This is a genomic window from Arthrobacter sp. 3Tela_A (assembly GCF_049311025.1).
Classification (GTDB): Bacteria; Actinomycetota; Actinomycetes; order Actinomycetales; family Micrococcaceae; genus Arthrobacter_B.
Genome location: NZ_JAXIOM010000001.1, coordinates 178025 through 190611, shown reverse-complemented (window position 1 = coordinate 190611; position 12587 = coordinate 178025). Strand labels below are relative to the sequence as shown.

9 protein-coding genes and 1 pseudogene are annotated in these 12587 nt (G+C 66.1%); 7 read left to right on the top strand and 3 right to left on the bottom strand.

The annotated features are described in order from the left end of the window. The first annotated feature begins 120 nt into the window (after positions 1 to 120). Entirely contained in the window at positions 121 to 2043 is a 1923-nt protein-coding gene (locus tag TVC13_RS00955; protein WP_422399366.1) for an FAD-binding monooxygenase, read from the top strand. A 78-nt stretch (positions 2044 to 2121) separates the two neighbouring features. Beyond that, on the top strand, positions 2122 to 3537 hold the full coding sequence (locus tag TVC13_RS00950; protein ID WP_422399365.1) for a cryptochrome/photolyase family protein: 1416 nt from the start codon (positions 2122 to 2124) through the stop codon (positions 3535 to 3537). Between the two features lies 1 nt (position 3538). Here TVC13_RS00950 and TVC13_RS00945 read toward each other — a convergent pair. Continuing rightward, positions 3539 to 4609, bottom strand: a pseudogene (locus tag TVC13_RS00945) (tartrate dehydrogenase). A 190-nt stretch (positions 4610 to 4799) separates the two neighbouring features. On the opposite strand from TVC13_RS00945, the gene TVC13_RS00940 reads away from it, so the two are divergent. Beyond that, a complete protein-coding gene (locus tag TVC13_RS00940; RefSeq protein WP_422399364.1) occupies positions 4800 to 6431 on the top strand; it encodes an SLC13 family permease in 1632 nt (543 codons plus the stop codon). Next, a complete protein-coding gene (locus tag TVC13_RS00935) occupies positions 6424 to 7779 on the top strand; it encodes an LssY C-terminal domain-containing protein (protein ID WP_422399363.1) in 1356 nt (451 codons plus the stop codon). The genes TVC13_RS00940 and TVC13_RS00935 overlap by 8 nt, the downstream gene beginning before the upstream one ends. Here the strand turns inward: TVC13_RS00935 and gap are convergent. Beyond that, on the bottom strand, positions 7776 to 8786 hold the full coding sequence (gene gap, locus TVC13_RS00930; RefSeq protein WP_422399362.1) for a type I glyceraldehyde-3-phosphate dehydrogenase: 1011 nt from the start codon (positions 8784 to 8786) through the stop codon (positions 7776 to 7778). The two genes, TVC13_RS00935 and gap, sit on opposite strands and share 4 nt — an antisense overlap. A gap of 100 nt (positions 8787 to 8886) precedes the next feature. Between gap and TVC13_RS00925 the strand changes: the two genes are divergently transcribed. From TVC13_RS00925 to TVC13_RS00915, 3 genes are all read left to right on the top strand, one after another. Next, entirely contained in the window at positions 8887 to 10125 is a 1239-nt protein-coding gene (locus TVC13_RS00925; RefSeq protein WP_422399361.1) for an ROK family protein, read from the top strand. Between the two features lie 36 nt (positions 10126 to 10161). Continuing rightward, positions 10162 to 11259 (top strand): winged helix DNA-binding domain-containing protein, encoded by a 1098-nt coding sequence (locus tag TVC13_RS00920; RefSeq protein ID WP_422399360.1) that lies wholly within the window; start codon positions 10162 to 10164, stop codon positions 11257 to 11259. Positions 11260 to 11357: 98 nt separating this feature from the next. After that, positions 11358 to 12095 carry an SDR family oxidoreductase gene (locus TVC13_RS00915; protein WP_422399359.1) on the top strand — a complete coding sequence of 246 codons (738 nt, stop codon included), beginning with the start codon at positions 11358 to 11360 and terminating at the stop codon, positions 12093 to 12095. Here TVC13_RS00915 and TVC13_RS00910 read toward each other — a convergent pair. Beyond that, positions 12092 to 12565, bottom strand: a complete 474-nt coding sequence (locus TVC13_RS00910) for an NUDIX domain-containing protein (protein ID WP_422399358.1) — start codon at positions 12563 to 12565, stop codon at positions 12092 to 12094. The genes TVC13_RS00915 and TVC13_RS00910 overlap by 4 nt on opposite strands. Between the last annotated feature and the right edge of the window lie 22 nt (positions 12566 to 12587).

Genomic DNA, 12587 nt, shown 5'->3' with positions numbered 1-12587 from the left:
CTGCTGCGCAGAATCCTTTACCCCACGTGTTCCCTGCGTCACTAATGTTGGCCGGGGCGCCCCGCGGCGCCAGCAACATTTCCGGTCCCCGCAGCGGGTCCGCCAACCGCAGGAGCAAAAGTGCAGTTCTATTCCGACGGCTACCGTCCCGGCGACCCCGATGTCCGCCCACCCGCCCCCGGCCGAGAAAACGGGCAGGGCCCACTGCCCGAAGAAGTCGACGTGCTTGTGGTGGGAACCGGACCGGCGGGTGTGGTCCTTGCAGCCCAGCTCGCCGAGTTCTCCGGCATCACCACACGCGTCGTCGAACGCCGGGAAGGCCCGTTGGCGAAGGGCCAGGCCGACGGCGTCGCCTGCCGGACCGTGGAAATGTTCGAGGCCTTCGGCCTAGCGGACAAGCTGGTCCGGGAAGCGTACTGGGTCAATGAGACGACATTCTGGGGGCCGGCAGCTGCCGGAACCGGAATCGAGCGCACGGGCAGGGTCCAGGACGTCGCCGACGGGCTCTCCGAATACCCCCACGTCATCGTTAACCAGGCCCGGATGCAGGCCTACCTGCTCGAACACATGCGCAACTCCCCCGCACGCCTGGAACCGGACTACGGGCTGGAAGCCACTGGCGTCGTCGTCGGGGACGAGGGCGAGTATCCCGTCACCGTGACGCTGCGCCGCACCGAGGGACCGGACGCCGGTGAGGAAGTGACGGTGCGCGCCAAGTATGTGGTTGGCTGCGACGGCGCCCGCTCGGCTGTTCGCAAGTCCCTCGGCATCCAGCTCCACGGCGACGCCCGGAACCATGCCTGGGGGGTCATGGACGTCCTCGCTGTCACTGACTTCCCGGATATCCGGCTCAAGTCGGCTATCCAGTCCGCAACAGGCGGCAGCATCCTCATCATTCCGCGAGAGGGCGGGTACCTCGTCCGGTTCTACGTTGATCTGGGGGACGTTGACCCCGCTGACCGCGGTGCGCGCGACCGCTTTACGCCGGAAGCCATCATCGACGCAGCGCGGAAAATCCTGGACCCCTACACCCTCGAGGTCCAGGACATCGTCTGGTGGTCGGTCTATGAGGTGGGCCAGCGCCTGGCTGACCGGTTCGACGACGTCCTGCCCGCTGAACGCGGCAGCCGCTCCCCGCGCGTCTTCATTGCCGGCGACGCCTGCCATACCCACTCTGCCAAGGCCGGCCAGGGCATGAATGTCTCGATGCAGGACGGCTTTAACCTGGGCTGGAAACTCGGTGCCGTATTGGAAGGCCGCAGCCCCGCGTCGCTGCTGGACACCTATACCGCTGAACGGCAGGTGATCGCCCAGCAGCTGATCGACTTTGACCTGCTGTGGTCCTCCGCAATGGCAGCCAAGCCAAAGGATCCCGCCAACCCGGACGCCGGAGGGATGGATGCCGCAGAGCGCCAGGCGGTGTTTACGCAGGGGGGCAGGTTTACAGCCGGTTTCGCCACCGAATACGCCGAGAATATGATTACCGGCAGCGCTGCGCACCAGCACCTGGCCAAGGGATTCCCTGTGGGTGAGCGCTTCCACTCGGCTCCGGTCGTCCGCCTGGCCGATGCCAAGCCGGTGGAACTTGGCCACCAGGCCCAAGCCGACGGACGCTGGCGCCTGTACGCCTTTGCAGACGCCGCAGGGCCCTCGGATGCCGAATCAGCTATGGCGGCATTTCTCCGGTTCCTGGAAAGCGATCCGGCGTCCCCCGTGCTGCGGTACACCCCGGAGGGTGCCGATCCGGACGCCGTCTTCGACATCCGCGGCGTCTATCAGCAGGGCCACCGGTTCTTCAGCGTCGCCGACCTGCCCGCCTTCCTGCTGCCGCGGAAGGGACCGTTTGGGCTGACCGACTACGAGAAGGTGTTCGCGCCGGACCCGAAGGCACCTGACATCTTCGATGAACGGGGCATCGACCGGGCCGCCGGCGCGCTGGTGGTGGTTCGTCCGGACCAGTACGTCGCTCACGTACTGGGACTGAACTCCCACGCTGAGCTGGCGGAGTTCTTCGAGGGAATCATGCTGCCGGCACGGCCCTAGGGGTTGGCGTCCCGGGGACGCAGCGGCCAGGCGCGGGTAGTGTCGTAATACCCCGCGCCCGAGGAAAGGACCCCGCCCGTGGTCTCCATCGCCTGGCTCCGCGACGACCTGCGCACTGCGGATAATCCAGCCCTGCTGGCCGCTGCCCACGAAGGCAGCGCCGTCGCTCTCTACGTCCTGGACGGGGAATCACCGGGGATCCGCCCGCTCGGCTCCGCCGCGAAATGGTGGCTCCATCACGCTCTGGTGTCCCTGCGGCAGGACCTTGAGGCACTGGGGATTCCCCTGGTACTCATGCAGGGTGCTGCGGCCGGCACCGTTGCTGAGTTCGTCCGGGAGACCGGTGCTGAACACATCTTCTGGAACCGGCGCTACGGGGGTCCGGAGCGTGAGGTGGACACGGCGGTCAAGGAATGGGCGGCGGAGAAAAGCGTCCATGCCGAGAGTTTCCAGGCGTCGCTGCTGCATGAGCCGTGGACGGTCCGCACCGGCGGGGGCGGCCCGTACCGTGTTTTCACCCCGTTCTGGCGCACGGTATCCGCCATGGATTTCCGGGCGCCGCTGGAGGCGCCGGAGAAAACAAGCCCGCCCAAGAGCGTGCCCGCCGGGGAGAACCTGGCGGACTGGCACCTCCTGCCGGCCAATCCGGACTGGTCCGCTGGTCTGGCCGAAGCCTGGACCCCGGGCGAAGCGGCCGGACTGAGTGCGCTTGAGGACTTTCTGGCCGGACCGGTCCAGGATTACGACGACGGCCGCGACCGTCCGGCGAAACCGGGAACCAGCAGGCTCTCCCCCTATCTGAGGTGGGGGCATGTGAGCCCGTTCCAGGTCTGGCATGCGCTGGCGCGGGTCCGCGGAAAGGGACCGGGGCCGGACGTGTTCGGCACCGAAATCGGCTGGCGTGAGTTCTGCTGGCACCAGCTTTTCCATAACCCGGACCTGGCCACCCAAAACCTGCGGCCCGCCTTCGACGGCTTTCCCTGGGTGTACCCCGAAGGCGCCGGGCAAACCCCGCCCGTGCTGCGCAGCGTAAAAACGGAGCAATCGCCGTCGGAATCCCGGCCGGATGACCTGGACCCGCTGGACGCGTGGAAGGCCGGGCTGACCGGAATTCCCCTGGTCGACGCCGGCCAGCGCCAGCTTTGGCACATGGGCTGGATGCACAACCGGGTGCGGATGGTCACCGCTAGCTTCCTGATCAAGAACCTGGGCATCCACTGGCGGGTGGGTGAGGAATGGTTCTGGGAAACCCTCGTGGACGCAGATCCCGCGAGCAACCCGGCCAACTGGCAGTGGGTCGCAGGATCCGGTGCGGACGCGGCGCCGTTCTTCCGGATCTTCAACCCCGCGACGCAGGCGAAGCGCTTTGATCCCGACAGCGCCTACATTTCCCGCTGGGTGCCCGACGCCCTGACCCCCGCATATCCCGAGCCGCTGGTGGACCTGAAGGAATCCCGCCGGCACGCGCTGGACGCGTACGAGAGCATCCGCTGACTCACTCCCCCAGGGCAGCGATCACGGCGTCGGTGATTTCCTGCGTGCCGGCCGTGCCGCCGACGTCGCGTGTCTTAACGCCCGACGCCGCCACGGCCCCGATCGCTGCCTCCAGCCTGCGGGCCTCACCGGGAAGCCCCAGGTGGTCCAGCATCAGGGCGGCGCTGGCAATCGCCCCGACCGGATTGCTGATGCCGCGTCCGGCGATGTCCGGGGCGGATCCGTGGACCGGTTCGAACATGGACGGAAACCGGCGCTCCGGGTTCAGGTTGGCACTGGCGGCCAGGCCCAGACTGCCGGCCAGTGCTGAGCCCAGGTCGGAGAGGATATCCGCGAACAGGTTCGAGGCGACCACCACGGACAGGCTCTGCGGAGCCAGCACAAACCGGGCGCTCATGGCATCGACGAGCACACTCTCGGTTTCGACCTCCGGATAATCGGCGGCGACCCGTCGGAACACTTCATCCCAGAGCACCATGCCGTACTACTGTGCGTTCGATTTGGTCACAGAGGAGACTTTCGGAACGTCGCGGGTCAGTGCCAGGTCAAAGGCGAACCGGATGATCCGCTCGCAGCCGGTTTCAGTAAAGAGAGCTGTCTGGACCGCCACCTCATTGCCGGGTCCGCGGCCGGAAAGGTTGCGTCCGCCCAGCCCGGCGTACTCCCCCTCGGAGTTCTCCCGCACCACAATCCAGTCCAGCGCCGAGGTGTCCATGCGCAGCGGTGATTCGATGCCGGGCAGGAACTTCACCGGACGGATGTTCGCCCACTGGTCGAAGTTCTGGGTGATGTTCAGGCGCAGGCCCCAGAGGCTGGTGTGGTCCGGAACGTTTTCCCAGCCCACTGCCCCGAAGTAGATGGCGTCCGATTCCTGCAGCATTTCCAGCCCCTTGGGATCCATCATCACCCCATGCTCGGCATAGTACGCACTGCCCCACGGGTAATGGATCCACTCAAATCCGTAGCCGCGCGAACCGTTGGCCATTGCTTCCAACACCTGCTGCCCGGCGGCGATCACCTCGGCTCCAATTCCGTCACCCGGAATCACTGCTATCCGAAATCTGCGTTCCATCTGCACTCTCCCTTCATCCGCACACCCACGCGCGATGCCCATCCCCTGGACCCGGGAGCCTAATCGAATCAGCGTTCCAGCAGAGAAGTTCCCATCTCCATGCCGGGATGCGGCGCGCTGCCCTTCCGGCCCGGACGGGGACGGAACTACCTTTGGCTGCACATCACCCCCGCCGGCCATGGAGGCAAGGATGTCCCAGGATCTCTCTCCCTCGCGGACAGGCGGCGGGCAGCCCCCGGCCCGCACCGACGTCGAAGCGGCACTGCTCGGCGGCCGCACCTTCCGGACCCTGAGTGAACAGACGCTGTCGCCGCGCGAAGAGCGGTTCGAACGGGCCCGGCAGACCATCGGGTTTTTACTTGCCCCGGCGGTGACCATCATCTTTGCCCTCTGGCCGTCTGACATGGACTCCACGCAGCAGCTGCTGGCAGCCATCCTGCTCGGAGTCATAGTCCTGTGGATCTGCGAGCCGGTGCCGATTCCCATTGGCGGACTGATCGGAGTTGCCGCCGTCGTCATTTTGGGCGTGGCGCCCTCGACGGCGGTGCTGGCACCGTTCGGTTCAACCACCATCTTTACCTTCATCGGCGCGTTTATCCTGGCACAGGCGATGCTCAAGCACGGCCTGGCGCAGCGCCTGGCCTTCGCGGTGCTTTCGCTGCCCGGCGTCGGGCGTTCAACATACCGGGTGATCATCGCGTTCGGTGCGATTACCTGTCTGCTGTCGGCGTTCGTGTCCAACACGGCCACCGTTGCCATGCTGCTTCCGACGGCGCTGGGCATCCTGGTGGTGATCGCCAAGCTGATGCAGGACCGCGGTGAGGTCAAACCTGACTTCGACCCGCTGCGGCTGCGCGTGGGGGCGGCACTGATGCTGATGCTGGCCTACGGAGCGAGCGTGGGCGGGCTGCTGACCCCGGTCGGCTCGCCGCCGAACCTGATTGGCCGGGGCCTGATCGAAGAGGCCACCGGGGAACGCATCTCCTTCGCTCAGTGGATGGCCGCGGCCGCACCTCTCTGCCTGGGAATGTTCGTGATCCTCGCACTGGTCATGTTCCTGCTGAACCGCCCGGAAGTGCGCCGGATCGAGGGTGTGGAGGAGTACATCCGGGAGCAGAAGGCCGAGCACGGAAAGATGAGCCGGGCCGAAATCAACACGCTCGTGGCGTTCGGAACAACCGTCGTGCTGTGGCTGACCCCGGCAGTGGCATCGCTGGTGGCCGGCACGGATTCCGAGGTCTACGCGTTCCTGGACGACCGCCTGGATGAAGGAATCGTGGCGGTGCTGGGCGCGTCTCTCCTTTTCATCCTGCCCACCAGCTGGAAGGAACGGAAAGCGACCCTGACGTGGACGGATGCCGCCAAGATTGACTGGGGAACCATCCTGCTCTTCGGCACCGGCATCATCTTCGGTGCCCTGCTGGCGGAGACCGGTTTGGCGGAAACCATTGGCGAAGCAGCGTCGAACAGCCTGGGCATCACCAGCATCTTCGCCATCACGGCCTTCTCCACGCTGCTGGCCATCCTGATTTCGGAGACCACCAGCAATACCGCCTCGGCCGCCGTCGTGGTTCCCATCGTCATACCACTGTGCACGGCCATGGGCCTGGACCCGTTTGTCCCGGCCCTGGCGGCGACCTTCGCTGCCTCGTTCGGGTTTATGCTTCCGGTCTCCACCCCGCAGAACGCCATTGTGTACGGCTCCGGTGCCGTGCCGATCACCCGGATGATCCGCACTGGCCTGGTCTTCGACATTCTTGGTGCGGCACTGATCATCGCACTGCTGCCGCTTATGGTTGGCCTGGTCGGGATCGGTGCATAAGCCAGCACAACGTACCCGCCGGGCTTCCCTCGAGGCCGGGGTTGACTGGGCCTTCTTCATCTTCGGCGGGGCAGCAGCCGTCTGGTTCGCCGCACTGCTCCTGGACGAAAGCCTGAATGTCCGGCGATGGTGGTTTCTGGTGTTCTTCTGGGCTGCACTTGCCTACCTCGTCCTCCCCCGCATCCACCGGATCCTGACCCGGATTTACCTGCCGGACTACTTCATGGGACGCACCCGGACCAGCGACGGACTCTTCGGCGATCCGGTGAACCTTGCCCTGAACGGGGAAACCGGGCAGGTACACACTGCCATGCGGACGGCCGGCTGGACCATGGCGGAGCCAGTCGACCTGGCCAGCAGCCGAAGGATCGTCACCGCCACGCTGCTGCGCCGCAGCTACGACGCGGCACCGGTTTCCCCGCTCTTCCTCTTCGAACGGCAACAGGACTTCGCCTACCAGCAGGAAGTGGACGGGAATCCGGGCAAGCGGCACCACATACGATTCTGGAAATGCCCGGACGGCTGGAAACTCCCCGGCGGCATCGCCGTGGACTGGCTGGCCGCTGCCTCCTATGACCGCGCCGTCGGCCTTTCCTACTTCACGCTGCAGATCACCCACCGGATCAGCGAAGACATCGACGGCGAACGCGACCACGTGGTGCAATCAGTGCTGGGCGCCTCCCCGGCCGCATCAGTCTCCGTGATCCGGGACTTCTCCTCCGGCTACCATTCCCGCAACGGCGGCGGAGACAGCATCCGAACGGACGGCAACCTGCCCGTCATCGACCTCACCCGGCTGCGGCCAACCCCGGTTGCGGCCGGCGCGCATGCGCGCCACCGGCTCCGGCACCCGGCCCCGGTGGTGTTGGGTGCCGTGCTTGTGCTGTTCCGCGTCTTGGCGGCGCTGGCCGTGGCGGGGCTGCTGTTTACCGGTTCGGCGGAACGCACGTGGGTGGCCGACCTGGCGGGAAGCGACCGGGAGCTGTTCAACAGTGCCGAGGTTTACGTTCCGGCCGGCGCCGCCCTGCTGGTCTTTTCTCTTTTCGAGGGCACTCTGGCTTTCCTGATCCTGCGCGGAACCAACTGGGCGCGGCTGACGGCCATGTCCCTGAGCTCGGTGTCCATCGTCCTGCAGGTAATGGCGTTCTTCGCCGGGCAAGCGGCTGAAGTCCCGCAGAGTGACCGGCCGGCTTATGCGCTGGACGTGCTGATCCTGCTGGCTCTCTCCAGCGACCGGGCGCGGAAGTTCTCCCACCTTAAACGAAAGGGGAGAAAACGCGCGGTTGAGCGTTTAAACGAGCCGGTTGTCCCCTTTAGGCGGGGAGAAGGGATCCCCGGACGGAACTAGCTGAGCTTGGAAGCCACCAGTGCGGTGAGATCCACCAGGCGGGAAGAGTAGCCCCACTCGTTGTCGTACCAACCGACGATCTTGACCTGGTTGCCCTGGACCTTGGTCAGGCCGGAGTCAAAGATGCAGGACGCCGGATCCCCGACAATGTCCGAGGAGACGATCGGATCCTCGGTGAACGTGAGGATGCCGGACCAGCGGTCGGAAGCGGCCGCGGCACGGAAGGCCTCATTCACTTCTTCGACCGTGGTTTCCCGGCTGACGGTAACCGTCAGGTCCGTGGCCGAACCGGTGGGGACCGGAACGCGCATGGCGTAGCCGTCCAGCTTGCCCTTCAGATCCGGAAGGACCTTGCCAATAGCCTTGGCTGCGCCGGTTGACGTGGGGATCACGTTCAGGGCCGCGGCACGGGCACGGCGCAGGTCGCGGTGCGGGGAGTCCTGCAGCTTCTGGTCTGCCGTGTAGGCGTGGATCGTGGTCATCAGGCCCTGCTCAATGCCGAATTCGCGGTTGAGCACATCTGCCATCGGGGCCAGGCAGTTGGTGGTGCAGGAAGCGTTGGAGATGATGTTGTGCTTCTCGGGATCGTAGTCGCCGTCGTTCACACCCATCACCACAGTGAAATCCTCGTCCTTGGCCGGGGCGGAGATCAGCACCTTGCGGGCGCCGGCAGCAATGTGCTTCTCGGCGTCGGCTGCCTTGGTGAACAGGCCGGTGGATTCGATCACGATGTCCACGCCGAGGTCGCGCCAGGGCAGGCTGCCGGGATCGCGCTCGGCCAGGACCTTGATGGTCTGGTTGCCCACCTGGAGGTCACCGTCGACGACGCGCACGTTTTCAGCGAGGCGGCCGGCAACCGAGTCGTACTTGAGCAGGTGTGCCAGCTGTTCCGGATCTGCCAGGTCATTGACGGCTACAACCTGGAAACCGTTCTCGCTGTGCAGGGCGGCGCGGAGGAAATTGCGCCCGATGCGGCCAAATCCGTTGATTCCGACTCGAATACTCACGTGAGCCTCCTGAAGGCTTGAGGATTAGATTTAGAGACTAAATATATGAACTAGTACAATTATGCTGTTATTCCCGCCACTCGTCAAAGGGGCCCTAACTTTGGACGTATCCGCCAGCACTCCACAGCTGCTGCGCCGCACCAATCTGCGCTCTGTCCTCGACGTGCTGCGCACTGTTCCCTCCGCCACGGGAACCGATCTCATCGAGGCCACCGGACTGACCCGCGCCACGGTGATTGCGGTCTGCGATGACCTAATTGCACGGGGCTGGGCCCGGGAGGCCCCCTCCCCCCGCCTCGGCGGACAAAAGGGCCGCCCCGCCCGGCGGTTCGAGTTCAACGAGAGTGCCGGATTTGTCCTGGGGCTCGACGTCGGCCTGGCCACCGTCCGCGTGGTGGTCTCCGACCTGGCCGGGAACGTGGTGGGCGGCACCGAGTCGCGCTTCCCGCACCACGGAGGCACTCCGGCCGACCGACGCTCCGCAGTCATCGCAGCGGCCCAGGCCGCGCTAGCCGACGCCGGTGTATCCGAACAGAGCGTCCTGGGCGTCGCCCTGGGCATTGCCGCGCAGGTCACCCCCGAGGGCACCATCGCCCCGGGGCAGGAGCTGGCTCCGATGTTCGACCTTGGGCTGACTCAGGAATTCGGGAACGGCTTCGGCTGGCCCGTGATCGTTGAAAATGACGCCAAGCTGGCTGCCCTCGCCGAGCGGTGGCGCGGAACCGGTGCGGATGAGAGCAACCTCGCCGTGATTCTGGCCGGCGAACGCCTGGGCACCGGGGTGATTGAATGCGGCCGGCTGGTCCACGGGGCACTGGGACGTGCCGGAACCATGGGCGGCCTGGAACTGGTGGAGGGCGTTGGCAACCAGGACGGCATCGCCAAGCTCGCCCGGCTCTGGGGCACTGCTGCGCTGGATGCCGGCCACGAGGGAATGATCCGCCAGCTGGTCGGCACCCACACCAACCGTGTTTCAGCCCGCTACGTCTTCGAAGCAGCAGCGGCCGGCGACAAGACAGCAGCGGAGATCCTGGAACGGATCGGCAAACGCATGGCCCGGGTCCTGGCGCTGGTTTCGACATTCTTCGATCCCCGCCTCATCGTCATCGGCGGTGCCGTTGCCGCCTCCGCCACAGCACTGCTTCCGGTCATGACCGACGAACTGGCCCGGTATGTGCCGGACCCGCCCCGGCTGGCGGTCTCTGAGCTGGGCGAAATGCTGGTTGCCACCGGCGCCGTCCGGCTGGCGCTTGATCATGTGGAAGCCAGGCTGCTTGACCTGAGGCCCGGAGGCGGAGTGCCAGCGGGTCCAGCCCCTGTAGGAGACGGTCCGGCCTAGACTTGCGGTGCACTGGCACCGGCACGCGGAGGACGGATGGAAACGATTGGGCGCACGGAGCTGCTTCGCCGCCGCGCCCACAGCCACGCGCTGAGCAGGCAGGCCCGGCTCGACGGCGCGCCGGCCGCTGCCGAGCGTCTCTTCGCGCTGCAGGGCCAGGACCTCCCCGGAGTGCTTTGGTCACTGGGCGTCCGCACGGGAGCCACCCAGGACGAGGTACGGGACGCGTTCAATGACGCCACACTGGTCCGAACCTGGCCGTTCCGCGGCACCCTGCACGTCCTGGCGGCCGAGGACGTGCACTGGGTCCTGGCGCTGACAGCCGAGCGGACAATTCGTTCCGCTGCCCGGCGGCATGCAGAACTTGAACTCGACGAGCGGACCCTGGCACGGGCCAGGGACGTCGTCGAACAGGTGCTGGCCGGGCGCCGCGCACTCGGCCGCAAGGACCTCCTGGCAAGTTTGGAGTCCGCCGGCATCTCGACCGCCGGGCAGCGGGGCTACCACCTCCTGTGGCACCTTTCAATTACGGGAACCACCGTCCTGGGCCCCTTCGACGGCGCCGAGCAGCAGTTTGTCCTCCTTGAGGAGTGGGTGCCCCGGCGCAGGAAACTCGACGGTGATGAGGCCCTGGCCGAGCTGGCGCGGCGCTACCTGGCCGGCCGGTCTCCCGCCACAACGGCGGACCTCGCCTGGTGGACCAAACTCCCATTGACCGCTATCCGGCGCGGGCTTGCTGCCTGCGGCGCTGAGGTGGAAGAGGTGGAACACGACGGAGCGGCCTACTGGCAGCCTGTGCACCCCATCGAGGGCGCGGACTCGGCACGGATTCAAGCCGCCATCCTGCTCCCGGGGTTTGATGAGTACCTTCTGGGATACACCGGCCGGACCGCTGCGCTGGCTTCTGAACATGCTCCGCTGACCGTCCCCGGCAAAAACGGGGTCTTCAAACCCACTCTTGTGCTTCGCGGTCGTGTCGCCGGAGTGTGGTCCCGGAAGACAATCCGGTCCGGCACGGCAGTCACCGTTAGTCCGTTCGCGCCGTTGGGCATCAGCGACTGGAATGCGGTTGAACGTGCGGCAGCGGGCTACGGCAGGTTTCTGGGCACTCGGGTCACGGTTGAAAAGTCCTGAGCCGGGTCCGGATTCCGGCACCCCTGTCCGGCAGAGCCGCCTCCAGCTAGCGTTGAACGGACCGATTCCGAAGCAGGACTGACCGGAGGGACCGCACCATGGGCAGTGGAGAAGATGGAACGGGAAAGGTCGCAGTCATCACCGGCGCTTCATCCGGCATTGGGGCGGCGACGGCACGGGCCCTGCACGCTGCGGGCTATCGGGTCGCACTCCTGGCCAGGCGGCTGGACCGGCTTCAGGCTCTGGCCTCCGAGCTGGGGCCTGGCGCCCTGGCGGTGGAAGCCGACGTTACCAGCCGCGATGATCTGGTGGCGGCTGCCCGGCGGGTGCGGGCCGAGCTGGGCGGCACGGATGTGCTGGTCAACAATGCCGGCGTGATGCTGCTGGGCCCGTTCGGACCGGAGCTCGACTCCGATTACCAGAGCATGGTCAACGTCAATCTCCTCGGCGCTATCACCACCACGGAAGTCTTCCTGGACCAGCTGCGTGAGCGCAGCGGTGACCTGGTCAATATTTCATCCGTCGCGGGCCGGACTTCCCGGCCCGGTGACGCAGTCTATGCCGCCACCAAATGGGGCCTGATCGGATTCTCCGACTGTCTGCGCAAGGAACTCCTGCCGGACGTGCGCGTCACCGTCATCGAGCCCGGCGCGGTCGCTACGGAACTGCCCGGTCACATCACGGACCCGGAGACCAGGGCACAGACCGAAGCCTCCTACGCCGAGGTCTCGATTACCGCCGAGGACGTCGCCGCAGTGGTGGCCTTCGCTGTCACGCAGCCGGAGGGCGTCGGACTCAACGAGATCACCGTCCGGCCCCGGAATCAGCTTCATTAGTCCAGTCTGGCCAGAAGGGCGTCCAGCACCTGGATCTGGCCTTTGACCAGTTTGGTCTTGGCTTCCTCGACGGTGAACCAGCCGGCGCGGTCAACTTCCGGAAAGTCTCGAAGGTTACCGGAGCCGGCAGGCCATTCAACAACAAATGTGTTGCTGCGGATTTCCCGGTCGGGGAAATCCGCAGCAGCCGCAAAAACCGTAATCGACTTCGCTGAGGACTGCCGGAAGGTTCCCAGCAGTTCGTACTCGACCCCGGGCGCCGGCCAGCCCATCTCTTCGGCGAACTCGCGGAGGGCTGCGGTGAGCGGCGGCTCCGGAGCAGTGAATTCGCCCTTGGGAACGGACCATGCGTGATCCTCTTTGCGCGCCCAGAAGGGGCCGCCCATATGTGCGATCCAAACCTCGACGGCGGCGTCGGCGGCTTCCTCCGGGGTGCGTCGGTAGAGCAGGATTCCGGCACTGGTGCGCATGCAGTTGTGCTCCTTATTCGTT

Bases quoted from the DNA above. Each gene is read 5' to 3' on its own strand.
- TVC13_RS00920 (WP_422399360.1), top strand. From the start codon at position 10,162: ATGGAAACGATTGGGCGCACGGAGCTGCTTCGCCGCCGCGCCCACAGC.
- TVC13_RS00915 (WP_422399359.1), top strand. From the start codon at position 11,358: ATGGGCAGTGGAGAAGATGGAACGGGAAAGGTCGCAGTCATCACCGGC.
- TVC13_RS00910 (WP_422399358.1), bottom strand. From the start codon at position 12,565: ATGCGCACCAGTGCCGGAATCCTGCTCTACCGACGCACCCCGGAGGAA.
- TVC13_RS00940 (WP_422399364.1), top strand. From the start codon at position 4,800: ATGTCCCAGGATCTCTCTCCCTCGCGGACAGGCGGCGGGCAGCCCCCG.